This window comes from Streptomyces sp. NPDC038280, assembly GCF_055600045.1.
This window is the reverse complement of the sequence record NZ_JBVJYZ010000002.1, coordinates 310430-335040: the sequence shown is the minus strand read 5'-3', so window position 1 is coordinate 335040 and position 24611 is coordinate 310430. Positions and strand designations below refer to the sequence as shown.

Here is a 24611-nt window from a genome sequence, read left to right as displayed (position 1 = left end):
ACGGACCGGGCGGGGCGCGCGCCGGAAGTTGCGGCGAGACGGCCCCAAACGTCACCGTTTCGGCGGTCTCGGCGGCCGGGTACTTGCGCGATCCGCCCAGCCCGTGTGGACTACGGCCAACGCCACGCGTACGCGCGCGGCCGCAGCATTTTTCCGAACACGATCAGGAGGCAAGCCGTGAGCGCGACCGCGGACCACGCGGAGGAGCGGACCAACCCGGCCACCAGGCTGGGGTTCGAGCCCGGACAGGTGGTCCAGGAGATCGGCTTCGACGATGACGTCGACCACGAACTCCGTGAAGGTATTGAGGCCATCACCGGCCAGGACCTCGTCGATGAGGAGTACGACGACGTCGCCGACGTCGTGGTGCTCTGGTTCCGCGACGAGGACGGAGACCTCACGGACGCGCTGGTGGACGCCATCGGTCTGATCGAGGACGGTGGAGTCGTCTGGCTGATGACGCCCAAGACGGGCCGTGACGGCTACGTCGAGCCCAGCGACATCAGCGATGCCGCCCAGACCGCGGGTCTCTCCCAGACCAAGAGCGTCAGCGTGGCCAAGGACTGGTCCGGCAGCCGCCTGGTCACTCCCAAGGCCGGCAAGCGCTGAGCCCACCCCTCTAGCCATGAGAGCCCCCGCCGATTTTCGGCGGGGGCTCTGTGCGTGGGGCCGAGTGCGTAGGGTGGACTTCACCAGTTCGGCCCAGCGAAGGGAAGCGTTTGTCATGGCGATCGAGGTCGGCACCAAGGCCCCGGAATTCGAGCTCAAGGACCACCACGGCCGCACCGTGAAGCTCTCGGACTTCCGCGGCGACAAGAACGTGGTGCTCCTCTTCTACCCCTTCGCCTTCACCGGGGTCTGCACCGGCGAGCTGTGCGCGCTCCGGGACGAGCTGCCGAAGTTCGTCAACGACGACACGCAGCTGCTCGCCGTCTCCAACGACTCCATCCACACCCTGCGCATCTTCGCGGAGCAGGAGGGCCTGGAGTACCCGCTCCTGTCCGACTTCTGGAAGCACGGCGAGGCCTCGCGCGCCTACGGCGTCTTCGACGAGGAGAAGGGCTGCGCCGTGCGCGGCACCTTCATCATCGACAAGGAGGGCGTGGTGCGCTGGAGCGTGGTCAATGGTCTGCCGGACGCCCGCGACCTGAACGACTACGTGAAGGCTCTCGACACCCTCTGAGTCCTCCGGGGCCCCGGGTGTCTCCGAGGCTCTGGGCCCTTTGTGCCGGACCGTCCGGCGACCGGTCACGGCCCCTGGCGGCCGACACCTGCGATCGCCGTAGTGAAGTGCCTGTTTCGGACGGGAACCGGTCACTAGGATCCAATCGTTGATCCGATTGCCAACGCACCTGGGGGCGCTGCCCCTGAAAACCAATGGAGGGACTCGTGGGAGTCAGCCTCAGCAAGGGCGGCAACGTCTCGCTGACCAAGGAGGCGCCCGGTCTGACGGACGTCACCGTCGGTCTCGGCTGGGACGTCCGCACCACCACCGGTACGGACTTCGACCTGGACGCCAGCGCCATTCTGGTCAACGCGGAGGGCAAGGTCCGCAACGACCAGGACTTCGTCTTCTTCAACAACCTGAAGAGCGCCGACGGCTCGGTCGAGCACACCGGTGACAACCTCACCGGTGAGGGCGAGGGCGACGACGAGCAGGTCAAGGTGAACCTGGCGGGCGTGCCGGCCGATGTCGCCAAGATCGTCTTCCCGGTGTCGATCTACGACGCCGAGAACCGCCAGCAGTCCTTCGGTCAGGTCCGCAACGCGTTCATCCGCGTGGTGAACCAGGCCGGCGGCGCAGAGATCGCCCGGTACGACCTCTCCGAGGACGCCTCGACCGAGACCGCCATGGTCTTCGGCGAGCTGTACCGCAATGGCGCGGAGTGGAAGTTCCGCGCCGTCGGTCAGGGTTACGCCTCGGGCCTGCGCGGCATCGCGCAGGACTTCGGCGTCAACGTCTGAGTCATCGACAGTTCCGTCCGGCGCCGCACGTCCGTGCGGCGCCGGACGTGCCTCATCAGGCACGTCACGCGCGTTTTCACCGGGGAGGACCATCGTCATGGGCGTCACGCTCGCCAAGGGAGGCAACGTCTCCCTCTCCAAGGCCGCACCCAATCTGACCCAGGTGCTGGTCGGGCTCGGCTGGGATGCACGTTCCACCACCGGCGCCGACTTCGACCTGGACGCCAGCGCCCTGCTGTGCCAGTCCGGCCGGGTCCTGGGCGACGAGTGGTTCATCTTCTACAACAATCTGACGAGTCCCGACGGCTCGGTCGAGCACACCGGTGACAACCTCACGGGCGAGGGCGAGGGCGACGACGAGTCGCTGATCGTGGACCTCACCAAGGTCCCGGCCCACGTCGACAAGATCATCTTCCCTGTCTCGATCCATGAGGCCGACAACCGCGGCCAGACGTTCGGCCAGGTCAGCAACGCCTTCATCCGCGTGGTGAACCAGGCGGACGGCCAGGAGCTCGCCCGCTACGACCTCTCCGAGGACGCCTCGACCGAGACCGCGATGATCTTCGGCGAGCTGTACCGGTACGGAGGCGAGTGGAAGTTCCGTGCGGTCGGACAGGGGTACGCGTCGGGCCTGAGGGGCATCGCTCTAGACTTCGGGGTCAACGTTTCGTAAAGCCGCGTGCGGCGCGGGGGGAGACCCCTCTCCCGGGCTCCGCCTGGGGTGACCCCCATACAAGGATTGGGTAGCCAGTGGTCCTGAAAACCTTCGGCTGGTCGTTCGCCATCACGGCGCTCGGCCTGGCTGCGGCGGCGCTCTACGGGGGGTGGACCGCTTTCGGTATCGTGGCGATCCTCTCCATCCTCGAGATCTCGCTGTCCTTCGACAACGCGGTGGTCAACGCCGGAATCCTGAAGAAGATGAATGCCTTCTGGCAGAAGATCTTCCTCACCGTCGGTGTCCTCATCGCCGTGTTCGGTATGCGACTGGTCTTCCCCGTCGTGATCGTGGCGGTCACCGCCAAGCTCGGTCCCATCGAGGCCGTCGATCTGGCGCTGACCGACGAGAACCAGTACAAGCAGCTCGTCACGGACGCCCACCCGGCCATCGCCGCCTTCGGTGGCATGTTCCTGCTGATGATCTTCCTCGACTTCATCTTCGAGGACCGGGACATCAAGTGGCTCGCCTGGCTGGAGCGTCCGCTGGCCAAGCTCGGCAAGATCGACATGCTGTCGGCCTGCATCGCGCTGATCGCTCTGCTCATCACCTCGATGACCTTCGCCGTCCACGCCCACCAGCACGGCGGCGCGCATGTCGACAAGTCCTCGACCGTCCTGATCTCCGGTATCGCCGGTCTGATCACGTACATGATCGTCGGCGGTCTCTCCGGCTACTTCGAGAACAAGCTGGAGGAGGAGGAAGAGCGCGAGCAGGAGGCCGAGGAAGAGGCCAGGAAGACGGGCAAGAAGGTCTCGGCCGTCCAGCTCGCCGGCAAGGCCGCCTTCTTCATGTTCCTCTACCTCGAAGTCCTCGATGCCTCCTTCTCGTTCGACGGGGTCATCGGCGCCTTCGCCATCACCAGCGACATCGTGCTGATGGCCCTCGGCCTCGGTATCGGCGCCATGTACGTCCGGTCGCTCACGGTCTACCTGGTCCGCCAGGGCACCCTCGACGACTACGTCTACCTGGAGCACGGCGCGCACTACGCGATCGGCGCGCTGGCCGTCATCCTCATGGTCACCATCCAGTACGAGATCCACGAGGTCATCACCGGTCTCGTCGGCGTCGTGCTGATCGGCTGGTCCTTCTGGTCCTCGATCCGCCGCAACAAGCGGCTCGCGGCCGCCGAGGGAAAAGCTGACGCCTCGGACGACAAGGCAGAGGTGTCGTCCGGGGTCTGACACCCTCGGCGATCCGGGGGTGTGACACCCCCGGGGGCGAGGAACGCTTCTGAGCGGGGCGGCCGGTGCACCCGGCCGCCCCGCCGCATATCCGGTCGGCGTCAGTAGGGGTGGGGAGCATGGCCTTCTGGGACAGCTTGTGGCGGGGCAGGGCGGCGCAGTTCGACTCCGGGAGCGCCGCGACCAACTCGATCGACCTGACGAAACGGCGCCCGACGGTGTCGCTCACCAAGCAGGGCGCCGCCACCGGAAACCTCCGGGTCAACCTCTCGTGGCGCATGCGCACCTCGGACATCGAGGGCCGCTCGCGTCAGAGCGGCCTGCTGCGCAACCCGTCCAAGCTCTTCAAGCCCGAGGTCGTCCAGGCGCACACCCAGGGCGTCGTCAACGTGGACCTGGACATCGGCTGCATGTACGAGCTGGCGGACGGCAGCAAGGGCGTCGTACAGCCGCTCGGCGGCTTCTTCGGGAGCCTGAACGACGCGCCCTACGTCAAGCTCAGCGGCGACGACCGGTTCGGTTCACCGTCCGGCGAGACCATCTTCGTCAATCTCGATCACCGCGACGCCATCAAGCGGCTGCTGTTCTTCGTCTATATCTACGACCAGACCCCGGCCTTCGACCGGACGCACGCCACGATGACGCTCTACCCCAGCAACGGCCCGCGGATCGAGATAGAGCTGGACGAGCGGGCGCCCCAGGCCCGCTCCTGCGCCGTGTTCACGGTGGAGAACGTCAAGGGCGAGCTGGTCGTGCGGCGCGAGGTGAAGTTCGTGTACGGCTTCCAGGCGGAGCTGGACCGGCTGTACGGGTGGGGACTCCAGTGGGGGCGCGGCTACAAGAGCAAGCTCTGAGGCCGCGCTTCCCGCCGGCCCGTTCAGGGACGGACGAACTGGGGCCCCATCGGAGGCAGCTTGAAATTCGGGTCCGACGCGGGAGCGGCCGCCGCCGCGGGCTGCGGATAGCCATAGGCGGGCTGCGACGGCGCCGAGGAGGGCTGCGGATAGCCGTACCCCGGGCCCGATCCCTCGGGGGCCGGTGCGGCGGCGTGCGGGTACCCGTAGGTGGGCGGTGTGGCGGGAGCGGGCGGTGCCGTCGGCTGCGGCGGGACGGAGAGCGGAGCCGGAGAGGGCATGTGCGCGGTGGCGGCCTCCGCGGCCGCGGTGGGGCCGCCGGTGGCGGCTCCGGCCGTTCCTCCGGGCGCGGTGGCCTCCGGGGCCTGGGCGGCCTCCGCCGCCTCGTCCACGGAGATTCCGAAGGCCGTCGCCAGCCCGACCAGGCCCGTCGGATAGCCCTGTCCCACCGCGCGGAACTTCCACCCGTCCCCGCGCCGGTACAGCTCGCCGCAGATGATCGCGGTCTCCTCGCCGGTCTCCGGCTTCACGTCGAAGACGGCCAGCGGCTCCCGGTCGGCCGCGCCCGCGTCGTACATCAGGATCCGCAGATCCTGTACGCGGCGGAAGGTGTCGCCGTCCGAGGACGCGGCGATCACCACCTGGTCCACCGACGGATCCAGCGCCGTCAGGTCCGCCTCGACGGTGTCGGTGAGTCCCTCCGGAAGCCGCTTCTTGGACAGCCGCCGGACCAGCCCCGAGGGGTGCCGCGGCTGGTTGTAGAAGACGAAGTCCTCGTCGGACCGCACGCGCCCGTCGGCGCCGAGCAGCAGTGCCGAGGCGTCCACGTCCGGGACGCCGGCCCCGGGGGTCCAGCGCAGCACGGCCCGTACGGCCGCTGCGTCGAGAGGGACGTTGGAGCCCTTCAGCATGGCGTGCGTCATGGCGGTCATCCTGCCTTCCCGTGGACCCACTGGACAACGCGGGGCCCCGACCCCACTCTCTCCCCATGCACGTCACACGGGCGAGAAGCAGACGAGTTACCTGAAATTCATGCACGTGGGGGAACTCCGGACACTCGTCCCTACGTACTATTACCGGCCACATGTTGTCAGGGCCATCACGGCAGTTCGGGGGATCCACATGCGTCATTTCGGGCATATCCCGCCCTCTGCCCGGGCCGGGCTGTTCCATCAGGAGCCCGGGGAATTCGACGCGGGCTCGCCCGCGCGTACGCTGGCCGCCGCCCTCGGCGCCACTCTCTACAGCCCGGCCACCCGGCCGCGGCTCGCCGACGACATCCACAAGCAGGCCGCCCGGGGAGTCGTCTCCATGGTGCTGTGCCTGGAGGACTCCATCAGCGACGGCGAGGTGGAAGCGGCCGAGACCAACCTGATCAGGCAGTTCGCCGACCTCGACGCCCGGGGCGGCGAAGTGCCGCTGCTCTTCGTGCGGGTCCGCGAGCCCCGACAGATCACCGACCTGGTCCGCAGGCTCGGCCCGTCCGCCCGGCTGCTCTGCGGGTTCGTCCTGCCGAAATTCACCGAGGAACGCGGCGTTCCGTTCCTGGAGGCGCTCACGACGGCCGAAAGCGACAGCGGACGGCGGCTTTTCGCCATGCCCGTACTCGAGTCGCCCGAGCTGCTCCACCTGGAAACACGGGCAGAAACCCTCACCGGAATCGCCCGGACCGTAGACAAGTACCGCGACCGGGTCCTCGCCCTGCGGCTCGGCGTCACCGATTTCTGCTCGGCGTACGGCCTGCGCCGCTCGCCCGACATGACCGCGTACGACGTCCAGCTCGTCGCTCATGTCATCGCCGACGTCGTCAACGTCCTCGGCCGCTCCGACGGCACCGGCTTCACCATCACCGGACCCGTCTGGGAGTACTTCCGGCTCCAGGAGCGGATGTTCAAGCCGCAGCTGCGCCGCAGCCCCTTCATGGAGGGACGGGCCGAGGAACTGCGCACCGCGCTGATCGAGCACGACCTCGACGGTCTCCTCCGCGAGATCGAACTCGACCGGGCCAACGGCCTGCTCGGCAAGACCTGCATCCACCCCTCTCACGTCCTGCCCGTGCACGCCCTGTCCGTCGTCAGCCACGAGGAGTTCAGCGACGCGCAGGACATCCTGCGGCCCGAGCGGGGCGGCGGAGGCGTCCTGCGCTCCGCGTACACGAACAAGATGAACGAGGTGAAGCCGCACCGCGCCTGGGCCGAGCGGACCCTCCGGCGCGCCGAGGTCTTCGGCGTCGCGAACGAGGACGTCGGCTTCGTGGAGCTGCTCACGGCCGGACTCGCCGACCGGTGACCCGGCCGGTGACCCGAGAGATGACCCCAGCGATGACCCGAGCGGTGACGCCGGCGATGACCCGAGGAAGAGAGATACGCGACGTGGTGTGGTCCGGAACGTGGGTCGCCGAGCGGCTGAACGTCGAACTGGTCGGCGACGACAGGCTGCGGGACCTGCTGGGCCTGGCCCTGCGCCGCAATCCCAAGCGGGCGCATCTGCTCGTCTCCCAGGTCCTCGGCAAGCATGTGCCGCAGCGCCCCACGGTCGTCTGGCGCTCCGGCTACGACCTGGGCGTCCGCGTCCGTGACCTGCTCGGCCCCGACGCGGCCCGCGCGGTCGTCCTCGGGTACGCGGAAACCGCGACCGGCCTCGGCCACTCGGTCGCCGACGGCGTGGGCGTCGCCCCGTACCTGCACTCCACCCGCCGCCCGGTCGAGGGCGTCGAGCGCGCGGGCGGCTTCGAGGAGTCCCACTCCCACGCCACCTCCCACCTGCTGCTCCCGGAGGACCCGAAACTGCTGGGGAGCGACGGACCGCTCGTCCTCGTCGACGACGAGTTCTCGACGGGCAACACGGTCCTGAACACGATCCGCGCCCTCCACGAGCGCTACCCGCGCGACCGGTACGTGATCGTCGCCCTCGTCGACATGCGCGGCGAGGAGGACCGGGCCCGCCTCGCCGCCTTCGCGAACGAGATCGACGCGCGGGTGGACCTCATAGCACTGGCCTCGGGCACGGTCCGGCTGCCGGAGGACGTACTGGAGCGGGGACGCGAGCTGGTCCGGCAGTACGAGTCGGCAGCCGGGCCCGAGCCGCGTCGGGCGGGCGCGGGTGCCGCGTCGGGCGTGGACGCTCCGAGCACGGACGGGGCCGCGGGACCGCCGGGAGCGCCCCGGAGCGAGCAACTCGCCGGAGGCCTCACCCGCGTCGACCTCGGCTGGCCCGAGGGCGTCCCGGACGGGGGCCGCCACGGCTTCACCCCGGCCCACCGGGCACGCCTCGAAGCCGCCCTGCCCGCCATGGCAGCCCGCGTCACGCGGGCGCTGGGCCTGGGCGGCGGAGGCGACGAGGTGGCGGCGGGAACGAGCGCCGCCACCGAGGCCGGCGGGCGGCCGGGCGGCGCCACCCCCGTGACGGGACCCGGCGCACCCGCGGGGCCGGCCGACGGGCCCACGCCCGCCGCCACCCCCCGCGTCCTCGTCCTCGGCTTCGAGGAGTTGATGTACGCGCCGCTGGCGCTCGGCGTCGCCCTCGAACGCGACGGCGTCGACGTGCGGTACTCCACCACCACCCGCTCGCCCGTCCTCGCCGTCGACGACCCCGGGTACGCCATACGGACCCGGCTCGTCTTCCCCGCCCACGACCGGCCCGCCGACGGACCGGGCGACCGGTACGCGTACAACGTCGCCGGCGGCGGATTCGACGCGGTCGTCGTCGTGGTCGACTCCGCCGCCGACACACCCGAACTGCACGGTTCCGACGGCCTGCTGGCCCAGCTCGCCGCGCACATACCGCGCGTCGCCCTCGCCGTCGTCCCCTCGTACACGCCGGCCCACGTGCCCGCGTCCCCCACCGCGCCGGCCCACGCTCCCACGCACACCCTCACGCCCGCGCACGACACCGACCGCGCACCCGAAAGGGCTTCCATGCCGCGCCTGCCCGAGCCCCTCCGTGGCCCCGCCTTCTCCTCGTACGCCCCCGAGGAGGTCGGCTGGCTGCTCCAGGACCTCTCCGGCGTCGAGCTGGAGGCGCCCACGGAGGAGCGCGAGGAGGCCATACAGAGCGGCGGCGCCCACTACGCCGAGTCGCTGCCCGTCGAGTACCAGCCGAGCCCCGAGTACCAGGAGCTCTTCCACGCCGCGCTGGAGACCTCCGCGGCCCGGATCGCGCGGGCCGTCGGCACGGTCACCGAGACCGTCCTCGCCGAACGGTCCCCGCGGCCCGTCCTCGTCTCGCTCGCCCGAGCCGGGACGCCCGTCGGCATCCTGATGCGCCGCTGGGCCCAGTACCGCCACGGCCTGGACCTGCCGCACTACGCCGTCTCCATCGTGCGCGGCCGGGGCATCGACGCCAACGCGCTGCGCTGGCTCCAGCAGCACCACAACCCCGCCGACGTCGTCTTCGTCGACGGGTGGACCGGCAAGGGCGCCATCACCCGCGAGCTCGCCGACGCGCTGAAGGACTTCGACGGCTTCGACCCCGAGATCGCCGTCCTCGCCGACCCCGGCTCGTGCGTCCGCACCTACGGCACCCGCGAGGACTTCCTCATCCCCTCCGCCTGCCTCAACTCCACCGTCTCCGGCCTGATCTCCCGCACGGTCCTGCGCGCCGACCTCGTCGGACCCGACGACTTCCACGGCGGGAAGTACTACCGCGAGCTCGCCGCCGCCGACCTGTCCGGCCACTTCCTCGACGCGGTCGCCGCCCGCTTCGACGAGGCCACGGACGCGGTCGACGCCGAGGTCAAGGAGCTGCTCTCGGCCGATCGCGCACCCACCTGGGAGGGCTGGGCGGCCGTCGAGCGGATCAGCGAGGAGTACGGCATCCACGACGTGAACCTGGTCAAGCCGGGCGTCGGCGAGACGACCCGGGTGCTGCTGCGGCGCGTCCCCTGGAAGATCCTGGCCCAGCGCGGCGCCGGCGCCGACCTCGACCACGTGCGCCTGCTCGCGCGACAGCGCGGGGTCCCGGTCGAGGAGGTCGACGGACTCCCCTACACCTGCGTGGGGTTGATCCACCCCCAGTACACGCGGGGCGCCACCGGCGCCGACGGCAGGGCGGTGACGGCCAAGTGAGTACCGCCTCCACCGTGCTGGTCGCCAGCGACCTCGACCGCACCCTGATCTACTCCTCCGCCGCCCTCGCACTCGCGATGCCCGACGCTCAGGCGCCCCGGCTGCTCTGCGTCGAGGTGCACGAGAGCAAGCCCCTGTCGTACATGACCGAGGCCGCGGCCGCGCTGCTCGCCGAACTCTCCGCCGACACCGTCTTCGTCCCCACGACGACGCGCACCCGCAAGCAGTACCAGCGCATCCGACTCCCCGGCCGTCCGCCGAAGTTCGCGATCTGCGCCAACGGCGGGCATCTCCTCGTGGACGGCGTCACCGACCACGACTGGCACGCGGGGGTCGTGAAGAGACTGGCCGCCGAGTGCGCGCCGCTCGCGGACGTACGGGCCCGGCTCCTCGCCACGACCGACCCGTCCTGGGTGCGCAAGCACCGGGTGGCCGAGGACGTCTTCACCTATCTCGTCATCGAACGGGAGCTGCTGCCGCCGGAGTGGCTGGACGAGTTCTCGGAGTGGGCCGAGGAGCGCGGCTGGACGGTCTCGCTCCAGGGACGCAAGGTGTACGCCGTGCCGAAGCCGCTGACCAAGAGCGCGGCCATGCGTGAGGTCGCCCACCGCACCGGCGCCACGCTCACCCTCGCCGCCGGGGACTCCCTGCTGGACGCGGACCTGCTGCTCGCCGCCGACCGCTCCTGGCGGCCGGGCCACGGCGAGCTCGCCGACAGCGAGTGGACCGCCCCGCAGCTGGACGTCCTGCCCGAGCGCGGCGTCGCGGCGGGCGAGGAGATCCTGCGCCGCTTCGGCAGGGCGGGCCGGGACCACCGGGCGGGTCCGGCGGTCATCCCGGCGGTGCGCCGGGGCGCCCCGGCCTGAGCCTGGCGGTCATCGCCGTGGTGTGCGCGACCACCGGGCGGGTCCGGCGGTCGTCGTCGCGGTGTGCGGGGCCGCCCGGGTCTGAGCGTGGCGGTCATCGTTGGTGTGCGGGGCCGCCCCGGGGCCTGGGCGCGGCCCTGACCGCCTGGCGGTCCGGGGGCCGCAGGTCTTCCGTTAGCCGCAGCAGCCCCCGCCGCAGCAGCCGCCGCCCCCGCCGCCCGCGCCGGGGGCGGGCCCGGACGCGGTGCCGCCGACCGCGACGGCGGAGAGCAACTTGACGGTGTCGTCGTGTCCGTCGGGGCAGGAGGCGGGGGCGCCGGACTCGGCCATGGGCCGGTTCAGCTCGAACGTGGAGCCACAGGTGCGGCAGCGGAATTCGTAACGAGGCATGGCCCCAGGTTAGCGGCGTTGTCTACCGGGACCGGCTGCTCTCCCGTGCGGTCCTGGCCCGGGCCGCCCGCTCGGCCCGGCGACGCTCGCTGGCGTCCTGTTCCGGGTGACGGGCCCGCCAGTAGGGGTTGTCGTGCGGAAGCGTGCCGCTGACCCGCCCGTACATCCCGAAGAACATAAGCATCAGGCCGACGGCGAAGCTGAAGAGCACGTTCTGGATGTGGAAGGCGAGGAAGTTCAGGCCGGTGTCCAGCAGGGCGAGATTGACGAAGCCGCTGAGGATGAAGGCGATGCCGAGGACCATGTTGAGCGTCGAGGCGAAGTTGCCGCCGATGACCATGCCGACGAAGAGCAGCAGCCCCACGCAGATGGAGAGCACGCTCAGCGCGCCGTTGGTGTTGAGGCCCGCGACCGTGTCGCCGTGGGTGTCGAAGAAGCCGGTCCTGTCGAGGAGTCCGAGGATCCCGAAGGCGAGGAGGACGAGGCCGGTGAGGCCGGCGCCCACGCGGTAGACCCGGCTGAGACGGTGGTCGACGGGGAGGTGTTCGTCGAGGCGCACGTGTCCGGCGCGACGCGGGGCGGCGCGGCGCACGGAGTGGGGGGTGCGGCGGCGGGGGTGGAGAGCAGGGGTGGCCATGGCGGCCTCCTGACACCGGCGGAACGCGGAACGCGGGCACTTCCAGCATCCGCGTGGGCGGGGCCGGGAACAAGTCAGGGGGCTGTGTGAGGCCCGTGGGGCGGGGGCGGGGGCGGAGGCATGGGGCGGAGGCGTGGGCGGAGGCGTGGGGCGGAGGCGTGGGGCGGAGGCGTGGGCGGGGCAGCTCAAGGGGCGCCCGGGGTCGTGGCGCGAGGTGGTTCGTGAGGCGGGGCGGGACCGGCTCAGTGGGTGCCGGCGCCGCGCTCCTCCCGGATGAGCTCGACCACCCGGGCGGCGGCGGCCCGGACGGCCCGGGTCTCGGTGAGGAAGTGCCAGTAGTCGGGGTGGCGGCCCTCGAGACCGGCGACGGCCCGTTCCAGACGGGCCACGGAGTCGTCGAGAGGACGGGCGTGACGCGGATCGGGCGTGTTCCGGCCGGCCATGGCGAGGCGCTGGGCGTCGCGGATGGCGAAGCGGGTGCGGTCGACCTCCTGCTGGGGGTCCTTGGCGACGGCGTTGAGCCGCTGGAGCCGGTCGCCCGCGGCGGAGACGGCCTCGTCGGTGGCGTTGAGCAGGGCGCGCACGGTGGCGAGGAGGGCGGTGGCGTCGGGCCAGCGCTGTTCGTCCCGGGCCTTGGCCGCCTCCTTGAGCTTCTCCTCGGCCTGCCGGACGCTCTCCGCGGCCTGCCCGGGAACGGACTGGAGGTCCTGCCAGCAGGCGGCGGAGAAGCGGCGCCGGAGCTCGCTGAGGACGGGCTCGACGGCATCGGAGCGATTGCCCAGGGCCTGGGCGCGGGTGCGCAGGGAGACCAGACGCTTGTCGATCTCGGCAGCGCGCTCGGGGAGCCGCTCGGCCTCGGCGCGTACGGCTTCGGCGTCGCGCAGGACCTGGTCGGCGCGCCGGAGCGTCTCGGGGACGCCATGCCGGCCCGCGCCTTCGTTGAGCTTGGTGAGCTCGGGACCGAGGGCGGCGAGCCGGGCGGCGAGATCGTCCGCTCTCAGACCCGAGCCCCGCACCGTGTCGAGAGCGGTGCTCGCGTTGCGGAGCGCCTGTCGCGCCCGCTCGACGGCCGGGGCGAGCCGCGCCAGCTGGGTCTCCGCCGTGTCGAGGAGCGGCGCGAGCCCCTGCTCGAACCGGTCCAGCTCCCCCTTGACCCGTACGAGATCGTCCTTGGCCCGCGTCAGCTCCGTACGGGCCCGCACGGCCGTGGACGCGTCGAGATCGTCACGGTCGAGGTCATGGCTGTCGACGGCGGTGATGTAGCGATGACTCACCTCGTCGATCCGGCGCCCCAGCTCGGCGAAGTCGTCCACTGCCCGGCGGGCGCCGGGGGAACTGTCCACAGCCGTGATCGTCTCGATCGAGATGCGCAAGTCACGCTGGGCGGTGTCGAGCTCGTAGAAGGCCGCGGCGGCGTCGTCCTTGGCGGCCTGGGCCTCGGCCCGCTGGCTCTCGCCGCGCCCGCCGAACCACCGACGCGTACCCCCACCGGCGAAGGCGGCCGGCAGTACGGCGAGGGCGATGGGGACGGCGAGGAGCGTCAGCCCGACAACATCTCCGACGCCTTTCCCGAGGCTTGCCACGAGACCCGTCCGGGGGCGCGCCGCGACTCCGGCCCGGACGCCTTTCCCGAGGACAGCTCTGACGGCACTGACGGCACTGCTCGCACTCGCCCTCGCGTGTGTCGCCGCCACATCCCTCTCCCGTGCCGTGTCCACCCTGCCGGTTCATTCTCCCACCAGGTAAGGACGAACACACGGGCCGGTTAGTTCGCGGTTCGCACGGTGACTTCCCCGTTGTGGCTCTGCGCCTTCACCACATGCGCGCTGCTGTCGTCGGTCGGCACGTCGACGGCGACCTCGCCGTTACGGCTGTCGGCGGTGACCGCGTAACGGGTGCTGCCGCGCGGCAGATCGATCGTGACGGCACCGTTGTCGCTGAAGGTCTCCACCCGGTCGGGCACGGCGCTCAGGCCGAGCCGCACCTCTCCGTTGTCGCTGCGCGCCACGACGCTCTTCGCGGTCGACCGCTCCACGGTGACCTGCCCGTTGTCGCTCTCCAGTGTCAGCGGGCCGCCGGCGTTCCGTACCGTCACCTCGCCGTTGTCCGACCGGACGTCCAGCGCGGTGGCGAACCCGTCCGCGGTGACACTGCCGTTGTCGTTCCGCACCACCACGGCGACCCCGCGCGGCACCTTGATCCGGTGCCGGGAGTCACAGTCGGCCGCGAGCCCGTCGCACTCCACGCGCAGCGTCAGCGTCCCGTCCTCCAGCTTCCATGTGGCGTCCGGCCCGCTCCCCATGAACACCCACCCGTCGACCTGCCGCGTCACCTCGACGTCCTTCACATCGGCCGGCACGAGCTCCAGCCCGGAGTTCCCGGCGTCGACGGTGAGCGCCTTCCCCTCGAACGCGAACGTCTTCCTCTCGACGGGCGCGGCGTCCAGATCCCCACTCCCACACCCGGCCACCCCCACCATCCCGACCACGACGGCCACGCCGGCGACGAGTGTGCGGTGACGGGCGCCGGCGCCGGTACGTACGCGATGTGCGGCCACGATGATCATTCCCCCAGGTAGCGCGTTCGAAGACCCCGCCAAGATACGGAGAACCCCACCGCCCCCACGATCCTGCGACCCACCGTCTCGGGGGTGGGGCTATCCCCCGGGCCCCCGCGCCCCGTGTATCGGTTTGCAGGACACACCCGGGGGCCATGTACGCTGTTGCCTCATTCAACGGGTGCGTAGCTCAGGGGTAGAGCGCTGCTCTTACAAAGCAGATGTCGGCGGTTCGAAACCGTCCGCGCCCACCAGCACAGAGGCCTCCCGCCGATCATGGCGGGGGGCCTTTGACATCTACTTCTGACGGCGTTCATGGGCGTCCATGACTGGCGACGCCCCCTGAGCAGCCGATCCATTGCCGGCTGACCGCTTCGCGCTGACGAGGGCTGGATGGGGAACCCGGTCTGATCGGTCAGCTGCCTGCCGCAACAGATGCCTCCGTCCTGCACGCCGCTGCCCTCAGAGGGACACTGAGAGCGTCATTCGATCTTCGCCCGGAGGGATGATGAGCCTTCAGAGAGAAGCCTCAGACGAGTTGAAGCTGGCCTACGAACAGAACCGGGCCGATTTCGCCGAGCTGAACGAGCGGCTGCGGGGCGTCCAGGAGACCGCGCGTGCACGGTTGGCACATGCTGGCCAAGACCCGCCAATCGGGGACTTTCGGTGCCTCCTGTGCGACTGCCCCGGCTATTCTCGCGACCCGGCGATCCCCTCGACCGGCTGCATTTGCAACGACCCGGCCCACTGCCACTACCCATGACCGAGCCCCAGCCCGCGGACCCGCCCTCGCCGGAATGCTTCCTCGGGCCGGAGATCTTCCATCGATTGTCAGGCGCGTCGTTCGATGCCCGGCAAGCGGTAGGCGCCCTCCAGGATCGGGTCCCCCGGGATGTAGAGGCGCAGCACCGGGCGGAAGGCGCCGTTCGGGGTCGGGAGCCAGTTCGCCGTTTCCGTCGGGTGGGACGGTGAGGTGTGTTGGAGGGTGATCGTCAGGGCGCCGTCCGGGTCGGGGATGAGGCCCGGGGTGTGGGAGCCGACGGAGTAGCGGTCGATCGGGTTGGGCACCAGGTAGTAGTCGGGGGAGTCGTACATCGTCAGCGACCAGAAGGCGTCGGCCGGTGGGGGCTGGGAGAAGCGCAGGCGGTAGGAGCGCCCGCCGGTGAGTCGGTGGCCGTGGGTGTCCGTGAAGACCTGGGCGTAGACGGCCTCGTAGCCGTGGTTGCCCCAGAGCGCCGCCCGGGCGGCCGCGGCTCGCAGCAGGTAGGAGGAGGGGCGGTCGGGGGCCTTCCACAGGGAGGAGTCGAGGGTGCCGACGCCGAAGTGGTCCAGGTTGTAGTCGCAGAGGTGAAGGTTCATCTCCCACTCGCCCGGCGGGCGTTCGTCCCCCTCGGGTGGTCTGGCCGCTGCCTCGACGCGCGCCCGGCCGGCCGCGAGGCCCTCCGTCAGGGCCCGTACGAGAGCGGTGCCGGGGGAGACGTACGGCGAAGGGCCCTCCTCGAGGAGCCCGAGGGGCTGGAAGCGTTCCTGGTACTCCTGGTCCGGTGGTGAGGGCGGGAAGTCCGCCATCCAGACGCGGAGTTGTTCGAAGAAGCGGAGGTCGGCGGGGACGTCCGGGTCCGGGAGGGGCAGTTCGCCCGTCGTGGCGCCCGCCGTCAGGGTGAAGCCGGACTGGAGCGCGCGCACCCGTGCCAGGTCCGCCGGGCCGGAGCAGGCGTTGCGGCCGACGATCGACACCACCGCCGTCGGCGCGTCGATCACTCCGCGTACGCCCTCGGGCTCCGCGCCCGACCAGCCAGGCGGCACGATCAACCAGTCGCCCTCGGCGGTCCCCGTCGACCGCGTGCCGATGTAGGCGAAGTTGTTGGTCCAGGCGTCCACCAGCTGGAGGACGTAGTACGCGCCGTCCGTGTCCGGTACGTGCAGCCGGACCGGACCGCTCGACAGGTCGAGCTGGGCCATCGAGTACAGGGTGTCGTTGTTGACGGAGACGAGGTGGTCGCGCGGCCCGGCGAGATCGGTGGCGTGGGCGAAGCGGTTGAACGGGGTGGGCGGGAGCGCTCCGAAGCCCTTGTGCTTGAACGCGTCCACCATCTCCAGGCCGTTGACCAGGGGATATCCGTACACGTACGCCTCGGCCGCCAGGGCGGAGAGCTCGTTCACCGGTCGCTCCCCAGGCTCGGGAACCGGCCGTCGGGTGATACCGCCGTACCGCGCGCCTCGGCGGGCGTCCGATCCGTCATCGCACGGCACCTCCGGTCACGACCCGCGATCATGGGACATCCCGCTCAAACGTCGCACGTACGGGAGCGGGCCGCATCCGATGTCCGCCCGGACGGGCGCCGGGCCCGGGCGTCGCGCCCACCCCCGGATGTCAGTGGTGCGCGCCACACTGGAGGCATGTGCCGAAGCATCAAGACTCTCCGCCCGCCCGCCCTGCCCGAGAAGGCCACCGAGGAGGACTTCCGCGCCGCGGCCCTGCAGTACGTGCGCAAGGTTTCCGGCTTCCGCGCGCCCGCCGCGCACAACAGGGAGGTGTTCGAGCAGGCCGTGGAGGAGATCACCGAAGCGACCCGCAGGCTGCTCGAAGGGATAGAGGTACGAGGCGTCAGGACGCCGCAGCCGGAGCCGCAGCCGGACGCCGCATGAGGTAGGCGGCGAGCGTTCCCGCCAGGAAGAGGGCGAGGACGGAGACCGCCGCGCCGAACCATGTCGCGCCCAGCCACTGGCCGCCGAAGTATCCAAGGCCCACGCTGTAGCCCGCCCAGGCCACGCCCGCCAGCGCGGACCAGGGCAGGAACTCCTTGATCGTGCGGTGGGCCGCGCCCGCGCCCAGGGAGACGACCGAGCGGCCGGCCGGGGCGAAGCGGGCGATCACCACAAGTGCTCCGCCGCCCCGGGCGAGCGCCGCGCCGAGACGTTCCTGCGCGGTGGTGAGACGGCGCGAGCGGGCGATGGCACGGTCCAGGCGGGCTCCGCCGCGCCAGGCCAGCCGGTACGCCACCAGGTCGCCGAGGACCGAGGCGGTGGCCGCGCAGAGGAGGAGGACCAGCAGGGAGGGGGCGTCCTGTGCCACCTCGGCGCCGGCGGCCGCGGCGGTCGCCGCCGTGATCACGAGGACACCGCTCGGCAGCACCGGCAGGAAGACGTCGAGAAGGATCGACAGGGCCACCACGGCATAGATCCATGGGCCTGCGACCAGCGGCCCCACGCTGTCGAGCACCTTGACTCCCCGTGACGCACCGCCTGACAGCAAGAGAGCGTACGCCTGGCGATCTTCCGGGAAGGGAGCAGGGCCCGGAACCGCCACTGCCGGTTCCGGGCCCTCGTGGCGTGGGTTACGCGGCGACCGGGGACTTCCGCTCCTCGCGCAGGTCCTCGGCGTGCTCGTCGGCGTCGCGCGCCCCGAACAGCCGGTCCGCCGCCAGCGCGCCCGGGCCCGTGAAGACCAGCAGCAGGAACGCCCAGCAGAACATGGCGGAGGCCTCGCCGCCGTTCTGCAGCGGGAAGAGGGCCTCGGACTGGTGGACGTAGAAGTACGCGTACGCCATCGAGCCGGACGCGGCGAAGGCCGCGGCACGCGTGCCGATGCCCAGCAGCACCAGGGCGCCGGCGACCAGCTGGATCACCGCCGCGTACCAGCCGGGCCAGGTGCCGGCGGCGATGGTGCCGCCGCCCATCGCGCCGCCGAGGACGCCGAAGAGGGAGGCGGCGCCGTGGCAGGCGAAGAGCAGGCCGACGACGATGCGGAAGAGGCCGAGCGCGTACGGCTGAGCCTGCTGGAGACGGTGGGGCAGGGTGGACATGGGGGGAGGACTCCCTCGGTCGTGGGGACGAAAACCGACGAGGGCGTCAGGTTAGGCGGACCTAATCAATACTTGCAAGTTCAACATTCGCTGCGCGGGTGGATTCCGCCGTATGGCCCGGTTCGGGGGCCGGGCGCCGGAGGGTGACGCGCAGCGCGGCACGGGCGACCGCGTCGGCGTCCGCGAGCATCACCGAGTCGACACCGGGCCGGGCACCGGCCGCCGTGACCCAGTGCACGCCCTCGGTGGGCACTCCCAGTGCGAAACGCCGCAGGTGGGGGCTGCCCTGGTGGTCGATCAGGTGGTACGGGCGCGGGGTGACGTCGAGTCCACCGGTCGGGTACCCGTCGACGGTGTGGGTGCGGCACTGGCCCGCCCTCAGCAGCCGCGCGAGCAGTTCGTCACCGGTACGGGTCAGGTCCGGCTCGGGCAGACGGGCCTCTATGAGGGTGGTGACGGCCACCGTCGAGTCCGGCACATCGGGGGAGTGCGCCAGGAACACCCCGCCCTCCGGCCGCACCTCCAGTCGCGGACCGACCACCTCGAGAACTCCCGCCTCGATCAGGGCGGTCATCTCCTGCGTGCGGCGGCGCGGCGGACCGATGGAGAGGAACGCGTTCAACGGGGTGTACCAGCGGTCCAGTTGGTCGCGCCGGGAGACGCCCGAGAGGCCGGCGTGGTCCACGATCCGGCGCAGCTCGTTGCGGATGTCGCGCAGGACGTCGAGGGCCGCCTTGACCGGCCCCGTGACATTGCCGCGCGCGGCCTCGGTCGCGTCCCGGCGCAGATGGGCCAGCAGGCGGGCGCGATGGTGGGCGGGCGAGTGGAACGTTTCGCCCGCGTAGGGCCGGGAGATCCGGTCCCATGACCAGCGGTCCTTGCCCGGTACGCCGAAGTCGTCCAGTACGGCGGCCTCTTCGGGGCTGCCGTGCGGCGCCTTCAGGAAGCGCCGGCGGAAGTCCGGCGCGCCGCGGAGCCTCGCCTCGTAGAAGACCGTTTCGACCTCTTTGGCCACCAGCGGCCATATCTCCCGCAGGAAGTCCGGCGGATCCCCGGCGTCCGCGCGTTCGCGGAACACCTCGATCACGTCGTCCGTCAGCACCAGGGGCTCGTGGCGCTCCGACGGCCCCTTCTCGTTGTCGCCGCGCGCCTGGTACGGGACACCGCGACGCGATCCCGCGTACAGCCGCGGCTCGCTGCCGGACGGCCGGTAGACCAGCCGCCCGTCCTCCGCTCGCGCGAAGACCCCGCCCCGGCCTGCCGTCAGCAGGGCCATGTGGTCGAAGAAGTTGAGCCCGAGGCCGCGCAGCAGGACCGGTTCGCCCGGTGCGACGACGGAGAGGTCGAGGTCGGCGGGGTTGGCGGGCGGGAAGTGGCGCAGGCCGTGACGCGCGGCGTACTCGGTGAGCCGCGCCTCCGACGGGCCCGGCAGCACCGGGAGGTGGCCCTGCGCGAGGACCACCGCGCCGAGGTCGGAGAGGGTCGTTCCGTCGGAGAGGACGAGCCGCTGGAGTCCCTCGTCTCCGTCCTCCAGGCGTACGGCACGGGCTTGATGCACCTGGACGGTCACCGAGTCCGGCGCACGGCGTACGGTCCGCTCGAACGCCCAGCGCAGATAGCGGCCGTAACAGGCGCGGGTCGGATAGTCGTCGGGACCGAGCCCGCCCTCTGGGCCGACGCCCCGGTCCGGATCGCCCTCTGGGCCGGCGCCCCGGTCCGGATCGCTGTCGGGACCCGCGTTCCGGCCCGGATCGCCCTCGGGGCCGACCTCACCCCCCGGACGGCCGTCGTGTCGGGCGCCATCCTGATGCGCGCCGTTGCCGCGATCGCCCTCGCCCAGGGCCTCGCCCCGGGTTGCCGCCCACTCGTACAGGCTCGGCCCCGGGCGCACCGGCCCTTCGCAGCGCACGCTGTCATCGGTGTACACGGTCACCTGTGACGCCACCGTGTTCATGAGCAGTTCGCCGGACTGGTCGGTACGCCAGACCTGACCGGCGCCCGGCGGTGCCGGGTCGACGACATGGACGGTCAGCCGGGCGTCCGGGGACAGCTCGGGCGCGGAGGCGCAGAGTCTCTCCAGGACCGATGTCCCGCGCGGGCCCGCGCCCACCAGGGCGATGGCGCTGTCGGATACGTGGGGGCGTACATCGGACAAAGCGGTGACTCCCGGGGCATGGGTGCTACTGGAAGCGGAACGTCCGCCTCATCATGCCGTTGGAGCGCCCGGAGTCGAACCCCTGGCGGAGGATCAACCTCCGCTGCGGGATGCCTCACGCGCCCCCGCTTCCCCTTCCGCCTCACTGCCCGGGCCGGTTGCTCCGCCCGTGCCCTCCGTGAGGGCCCGCTCCTCCACCGTGACCAGCCGCGCGCCGGCATCGCCCGCGCGCGTCCCGCCCCGCTCCGCGCGGGCCTGGTCCAGCCGCAGCACCGCCGAACGCCCGCGCAGATCGAGGGACATCAGCTGGTTCGCGAACCAGGGGCCGCCCGTCTTCGCCCAGGTGATCGAGGGTTTGTCCGTCCCGCAGTGCCCGGCCAGCGCGTGCCCGAGCCGTCGTCCGGCCCCGCTCCAGCCGAAGCGGAAGCCGAGCTGGACGGACCGGTGGATGGCGTTGTGCACGGGCGAACAGGTCAGTTGCAGCACGCGTGACACGGGCCCGCCGGACGCCCACTCGGGCTCGGCGACATACGCGTGGTGCACATCGCCCGAGAGCACGCATACCGTCGCCGGGGCGTGCGGGCCGCTGCCCGCCTCCCGGATCAGCTCCGTCAACTCCTCGAAGGAGGACGGGAAGGCCGCCCAGTGCTCCAGGTCCGAACGCCGGCGCAGGTCCTCGGCGAAGCGTGCCCAGCGCGCGCCCCGCTCACCCCGGCAGAGCGCCGCGTTCCAGCCCTCCGCGTCATGGATGAGCGGCGGCAGCAACCAGGGCAGCGAGGTGCCGATCAGGAGATGGTCGTACGTCCCCCGGCCGGCCAGCGCCTGCTCCCGCAGCCAGTCGGCCTCGGCCGGGTTGAGCATCGCGCGGTGGCGTTCGTCCAGTACGCGCGCGCTGCGGGTGTCGACCATCAGCAGCCGGGTCCGGCCGAAGTCCCGCCGGTAACTCCACCGCACCCCGGCCGGATCGTCGTCGGCCCCGGCGGCGAACCGGCGCAGCTGCTCGGTCCCGTCGGGTGTGGCCCGCACCGCCGCGAACAGTTCGTCCGTCTCCAGTTCGGCCGGGGAGAGGTTGCCCAGGTGCTGGTGGACCCAGTACGACATCAGGCCGCTGACCACCCGCTCCCGCCACCACGGGGTGGCCCGCATCTCGGCGACCCAGGAGGCGCTGGTGTTCCAGTCGTCGATGACGTCGTGGTCGTCGAAGATCATGCAGCTGGGGACGGTCGAGAGCAGCCACCGCACCTCGGGGTCCAGCCAGGACTCGTCGTAGAGCCGGGTGTACTCCTCGTAGTCCGCGACCTCCGCGCCCGGTGGTTCGCGCAGATCGCGGCGGGCGGCGAGCCAGCGGCGGGTGGCCTTGGACGTCTGGTCCGCGTACACCTGGTCGCCCAGCAGAAGGAGAACGTCGGGTCCGGGCGCGTCCGGGTCGGCGGCGAGCCTCGCCGCGAGCGTGTCCAGCGCGTCGGGGCCGACCGGGTCCTTCTCGCCGGCGGGCGGCGCGGCCCAGCGGCAGGATCCGAAGGAGACCGAGACTCCGGCGGAGGGCACTTCGGGGGTGCGGATCACGCTCGCCGGGAAGCGGGAGTCGGGCAGCGGCCACACCGCGCGCCCGTCGAGCCGGACTTCGTACGCCGTCGCCGTGCCGGGAGTCAGGCCGGTCACGGTGATCAGCGCGTAGTGGTGGCCCGCTATCTGGAACGTACGGGCCTCACCGCCCGCCCCGTCCGCGCACCGGACCGCCGTGGTGCAGGGCCGGTCGGTCTCGACCCAGATGGTCGCGGTGTCCCCCGTCTCCCAGTCCACGTACCTCAGCAGTGGTCCAAGCCGCAGCCCGGCTGCCATGAGTGCCCCCTCCGTCGCCCCGCACCTACGGTACGGAACGACGGAGGAGACCGGCTGGGTTCCACTGGCGGCGGAGCCGGCGGCCGAGCCGGCGACAGGGCCGACGGGGAAGCCGGCAGCCGGGCCCGCGGGGGTGTCTCGCCGGCGGTGTCAGCAGCCGTTGAGGACGGACTGCAGGGCGCTCTTCTCGGCCGGGTCGACCGTCAGGGCCCAGTACTGCTTCACCTGCACCCACATGCGGGCGTACGTGCAGCGGTACGCGGTGCGCGACGGCATCCACTCCGCCGGGTCGAGGTCGCTCTTGGCCTGGTTGACGTCGTCGGTGACCGCGATGAGCTGCGGGCGGGTCAGGTCGTTGGCGAACTGCTGGCGCTTGGAGGTGGTCCATGAGTTGGCGCCGGAGCGCCAGGCCTCGGCGAGGGCGACGACATGGTCGATGTCGAGGTCGGAGGCGGCCGTCCAGGTGGCGCCGTCGTACTCGGAGTACCAGCTGCCGCTGACGGCGGCACAGTTGGAGTCCTGGACGACGTTCACGCCGTCGCGCTTGAGGACGACCTCGCGGGTGTTGCAGGCTCCGGACTGGGTGCTCCAGTGGGGGAAGAGGTCACGGCTGTAACCGCTGGAGGAACCTTCCGCCCGCACGGTCAGCTGGCCGAGGTACGTACGGGCGGTGGCGGCGCTGATGGGGGTCGGCGGGGACGCCTGGGCGGCCGGGGCGGTGGCCAGCAGGCCGGTTGCGGTGAGTGCGGCGGAGGCGAGGAGCACTGCTATTCGACGCGCGTAGATACCGGACATACGAACTCCCTGGTCGTGGGGGGGCCTTGGCCGTGCGGCCCGGCGGGGTGGCTGGGCGGCTCGGTCATCGTGGCGGCGCGAGGTTTCCGTGAGGGGAGCGCCAGGTAACAGAGTGGCGACATGGGCACGTCACATCAAGGGGTTGACACACCAACAGTTCATCTGCGTCGCCATAGGGTTGGGCCGTGCTGCTGCCCGTGAACGCCACCCTCGGCGCCGTGCTCGCCGTCCTTCTCGCCGCCGGCGCCACCGTGGCCGCCCTCGCTCACCTGGGCCGGGCCCGCGAACTCGTCATCGCGGGGGTGCGCGCCGCCGTCCAGCTGGTGGCCGTCTCCCTGCTCATCGGCTGGGTCGTCCGATCCGTACCGCTGCTGCTCGCGTTCCTGCTGCTGATGTATGCCGTCGCGGTACGGACCGCCGGCCGCCGCATCACCCCCAACGCCACCTGGTGGTGGGCCGCCCTGCCGCTCGCGGCCGGCGTGGTCCCGGTCGTCGCCGCGCTGCTGCTCACCGGGCTCGTCCCGGTCAAGGGCATCGCGCTGATCCCGGTCACCGGCATCCTCATCGGCGGCGCTCTCACCGCCACGGTCCTCGGCGGCAGGCGCGCGCTCGACGAGCTGACCACCCGCCACGGCGAGGTCGAGGCGGGCCTCGCGCTCGGGCTCCTCGACCGGGACGCCCGGCTGGAGATCGCCCGGCCCGCCGCCTCCGACGCGCTGCTGCCCGGCCTCGACCAGACCAGGACCGTGGGTCTCGTCACCCTCCCGGGGGCCTTCGTCGGCATGTTGCTCGCCGGCTCGTCACCGCTGCTCGCCGGGGCGGTGCAGCTGTTCGTCCTGGTCGCGCTGATGGCGGTCCAGGCCGTGGCGGTGGCCGTCGTACTGGAGCTGGTGGCCCGGGGGCGGCTCGACCGGGACGTCCGGCCCTGACCCGCCCGAGCAGGGGTGACGTACCCTGTACGGAGCAGAAGGGGAGTAGCTCTTCGCCGGACCGTCGACATACTGCTGAGCGCGTCTCAGCCGGCGCCCGGAGGCAGGACCCGTCAGGGACCGGCCAGCGAGACCTTCGGCCACAGCATCCATGCCTGTTCTTTCATGGTGCTGTCGTGCCGAAGCGACCCCTGAAACGCTCAGGACTCTCGGCAGGGCGGCGCCCGACCGATTTAGGAATCCATTCCGTGCTGAGCTTCACGATCATGGCGATCACCTTCGGCGTCGTCTTCCTCGCGGAACTCCCCGACAAGACCGCGCTCGCCGGCCTCATGCTGGGCACCCGCTACCGCGCCTCGTACGTCTTCGTCGGTGTCGCCGCCGCCTTCGCCGTCCACGTCGCCCTCGCCATCGCGGCGGGCAGCGTCCTGACCCTCCTGCCGCACCGGCTCGTGCAGGCGGTCGTGGGCGTGTTGTTCCTCGCGGGCGCCGCGATGCTCCTGCTCAAGAGGAACGACGACGAGGACGAGGAGATGAGGACCCCGGCCGACCAGTCCTTCTGGAAGGTGTCCGGCGCGGGCTTCATGCTGATCCTCGTCGCGGAGTTCGGTGACCTCACGCAGATCATGACGGCCAACCTGGCCGCGCGTTACGACAATCCGCTGTCGGTCGGCGTCGGAGCGGTTCTGGCGCTCTGGGCGGTCGCGGGTCTGGGCATCCTGGGCGGGCGCACCCTGATGAAGTACGTACCGCTGCGGCTGATCACCAAGGTCGCGGCGTGCCTGATGGTCGCGCTGGCGGGCTTCAGCCTCTACGAGGCGATTGCGCCGTGACGCGCGGGGCGTGACGT

General features: G+C 71.4%; 23 protein-coding genes and 1 tRNA gene. 13 read left to right on the top strand and 11 right to left on the bottom strand.

All coding sequences use genetic code 11. The features are described 5' to 3' along the window. Window positions 1-177 precede the first annotated feature (177 nt). From ACZ7J0_RS06635 to ACZ7J0_RS06610, 6 genes are all read left to right on the top strand, one after another. Window positions 178-609 carry a DUF3052 domain-containing protein gene (locus tag ACZ7J0_RS06635; protein WP_468705501.1) on the top strand — a complete coding sequence of 144 codons (432 nt, stop codon included), beginning with the start codon at window positions 178-180 and terminating at the stop codon, window positions 607-609. A gap of 115 nt (window positions 610-724) precedes the next feature. Next, window positions 725-1183 carry a peroxiredoxin gene (locus tag ACZ7J0_RS06630; RefSeq protein WP_468705499.1) on the top strand — a complete coding sequence of 153 codons (459 nt, stop codon included), beginning with the start codon at window positions 725-727 and terminating at the stop codon, window positions 1181-1183. 206 nt (window positions 1184-1389) lie between these two features. Continuing rightward, the gene (locus ACZ7J0_RS06625; protein WP_468705497.1) at window positions 1390-1965 is read left to right on the top strand and encodes a TerD family protein; all 576 of its coding nucleotides are present in this window, start codon (window positions 1390-1392) and stop codon (window positions 1963-1965) included. A 97-nt stretch (window positions 1966-2062) separates the two neighbouring features. Further along, a complete protein-coding gene (locus ACZ7J0_RS06620; protein WP_470884629.1) occupies window positions 2063-2638 on the top strand; it encodes a TerD family protein in 576 nt (191 codons plus the stop codon). Between the two features lie 77 nt (window positions 2639-2715). Beyond that, window positions 2716-3864 carry a DUF475 domain-containing protein gene (locus tag ACZ7J0_RS06615; RefSeq protein WP_470884628.1) on the top strand — a complete coding sequence of 383 codons (1149 nt, stop codon included), beginning with the start codon at window positions 2716-2718 and terminating at the stop codon, window positions 3862-3864. A 119-nt stretch (window positions 3865-3983) separates the two neighbouring features. Next, complete coding sequence (locus ACZ7J0_RS06610; protein ID WP_470884626.1) at window positions 3984-4718, top strand: TerD family protein; 735 nt, start codon at window positions 3984-3986, stop codon at window positions 4716-4718. 23 nt (window positions 4719-4741) lie between these two features. Here the strand turns inward: ACZ7J0_RS06610 and ACZ7J0_RS06605 are convergent, their stop codons facing one another. Then, entirely contained in the window at window positions 4742-5641 is a 900-nt protein-coding gene (locus tag ACZ7J0_RS06605) for a TerD family protein (RefSeq protein ID WP_470885159.1), read from the bottom strand. Between the two features lie 199 nt (window positions 5642-5840). Here ACZ7J0_RS06605 and ACZ7J0_RS06600 point away from each other — a divergent pair, with 199 nt between their 5' ends. The 3 genes from ACZ7J0_RS06600 to ACZ7J0_RS06590 are packed head-to-tail and all read left to right on the top strand — an operon-like array spanning window position 5841 to window position 10650. After that, a complete protein-coding gene (locus tag ACZ7J0_RS06600; protein WP_470884625.1) occupies window positions 5841-7007 on the top strand; it encodes an HpcH/HpaI aldolase/citrate lyase family protein in 1167 nt (388 codons plus the stop codon). Window positions 7008-7063: 56 nt separating this feature from the next. Then, window positions 7064-9784 carry a phosphoribosyltransferase gene (locus ACZ7J0_RS06595; protein WP_470884623.1) on the top strand — a complete coding sequence of 907 codons (2721 nt, stop codon included), beginning with the start codon at window positions 7064-7066 and terminating at the stop codon, window positions 9782-9784. Continuing rightward, the gene (locus tag ACZ7J0_RS06590) at window positions 9781-10650 is read left to right on the top strand and encodes an HAD family hydrolase (RefSeq protein WP_470884621.1); all 870 of its coding nucleotides are present in this window, start codon (window positions 9781-9783) and stop codon (window positions 10648-10650) included. The genes ACZ7J0_RS06595 and ACZ7J0_RS06590 overlap by 4 nt, the downstream gene beginning before the upstream one ends. Before the next feature lie 174 nt (window positions 10651-10824). Here the strand turns inward: ACZ7J0_RS06590 and ACZ7J0_RS06585 are convergent, their stop codons facing one another. The 4 genes from ACZ7J0_RS06585 to ACZ7J0_RS06570 form a co-directional block, all read right to left on the bottom strand. Continuing rightward, the gene (locus tag ACZ7J0_RS06585; protein ID WP_470884620.1) at window positions 10825-11040 is read right to left on the bottom strand and encodes an FmdB family zinc ribbon protein; all 216 of its coding nucleotides are present in this window, start codon (window positions 11038-11040) and stop codon (window positions 10825-10827) included. Between the two features lie 22 nt (window positions 11041-11062). Continuing rightward, window positions 11063-11677: a DUF4383 domain-containing protein gene (locus ACZ7J0_RS06580; RefSeq protein ID WP_470884619.1), complete on the bottom strand. Its 615-nt coding sequence runs from the start codon at window positions 11675-11677 to the stop codon at window positions 11063-11065. A 242-nt stretch (window positions 11678-11919) separates the two neighbouring features. Next, window positions 11920-13260 (bottom strand): hypothetical protein, encoded by a 1341-nt coding sequence (locus ACZ7J0_RS06575; protein ID WP_470884618.1) that lies wholly within the window; start codon window positions 13258-13260, stop codon window positions 11920-11922. A gap of 182 nt (window positions 13261-13442) precedes the next feature. Beyond that, window positions 13443-14243: a DUF4097 family beta strand repeat-containing protein gene (locus tag ACZ7J0_RS06570; protein WP_470884617.1), complete on the bottom strand. Its 801-nt coding sequence runs from the start codon at window positions 14241-14243 to the stop codon at window positions 13443-13445. A gap of 170 nt (window positions 14244-14413) precedes the next feature. On the opposite strand from ACZ7J0_RS06570, the gene ACZ7J0_RS06565 reads away from it, so the two are divergent. Next, window positions 14414-14488, top strand: a tRNA-Val gene (locus ACZ7J0_RS06565). 577 nt (window positions 14489-15065) lie between these two features. On the opposite strand, the gene ACZ7J0_RS06560 is transcribed toward ACZ7J0_RS06565, so the two are convergent. Beyond that, window positions 15066-16397: a DUF1254 domain-containing protein gene (locus ACZ7J0_RS06560; protein WP_470884616.1), complete on the bottom strand. Its 1332-nt coding sequence runs from the start codon at window positions 16395-16397 to the stop codon at window positions 15066-15068. A 237-nt stretch (window positions 16398-16634) separates the two neighbouring features. Between ACZ7J0_RS06560 and ACZ7J0_RS06555 the strand changes: the two genes are divergently transcribed. Beyond that, the gene (locus ACZ7J0_RS06555; RefSeq protein WP_469118345.1) at window positions 16635-16883 is read left to right on the top strand and encodes a DUF2277 domain-containing protein; all 249 of its coding nucleotides are present in this window, start codon (window positions 16635-16637) and stop codon (window positions 16881-16883) included. On the opposite strand, the gene ACZ7J0_RS06550 is transcribed toward ACZ7J0_RS06555, so the two are convergent. From ACZ7J0_RS06550 to ACZ7J0_RS06530, 5 genes are all read right to left on the bottom strand, one after another. Then, window positions 16843-17457, bottom strand: a complete 615-nt coding sequence (locus ACZ7J0_RS06550; protein ID WP_470884615.1) for a DedA family protein — start codon at window positions 17455-17457, stop codon at window positions 16843-16845. The genes ACZ7J0_RS06555 and ACZ7J0_RS06550 overlap by 41 nt on opposite strands. A 115-nt stretch (window positions 17458-17572) precedes the next feature. Beyond that, window positions 17573-18040 (bottom strand): DoxX family protein, encoded by a 468-nt coding sequence (locus ACZ7J0_RS06545; RefSeq protein ID WP_470884614.1) that lies wholly within the window; start codon window positions 18038-18040, stop codon window positions 17573-17575. 61 nt (window positions 18041-18101) lie between these two features. Continuing rightward, a complete protein-coding gene (locus tag ACZ7J0_RS06540; protein ID WP_470884613.1) occupies window positions 18102-20195 on the bottom strand; it encodes an FAD/NAD(P)-binding protein in 2094 nt (697 codons plus the stop codon). 93 nt (window positions 20196-20288) lie between these two features. Continuing rightward, the gene (locus tag ACZ7J0_RS06535; protein WP_470884612.1) at window positions 20289-22037 is read right to left on the bottom strand and encodes an alkaline phosphatase D family protein; all 1749 of its coding nucleotides are present in this window, start codon (window positions 22035-22037) and stop codon (window positions 20289-20291) included. A gap of 150 nt (window positions 22038-22187) precedes the next feature. After that, window positions 22188-22832, bottom strand: a complete 645-nt coding sequence (locus ACZ7J0_RS06530; protein WP_470884611.1) for an HNH endonuclease family protein — start codon at window positions 22830-22832, stop codon at window positions 22188-22190. Window positions 22833-23017: 185 nt separating this feature from the next. On the opposite strand from ACZ7J0_RS06530, the gene ACZ7J0_RS06525 reads away from it, so the two are divergent. Both ACZ7J0_RS06525 and ACZ7J0_RS06520 read left to right on the top strand, forming a co-directional pair. Further along, on the top strand, window positions 23018-23761 hold the full coding sequence (locus ACZ7J0_RS06525) for an ABC transporter permease (protein WP_470884610.1): 744 nt from the start codon (window positions 23018-23020) through the stop codon (window positions 23759-23761). A 248-nt stretch (window positions 23762-24009) separates the two neighbouring features. Next, complete coding sequence (locus tag ACZ7J0_RS06520) at window positions 24010-24594, top strand: TMEM165/GDT1 family protein (RefSeq protein ID WP_470884609.1); 585 nt, start codon at window positions 24010-24012, stop codon at window positions 24592-24594. Window positions 24595-24611 lie beyond the last annotated feature (17 nt).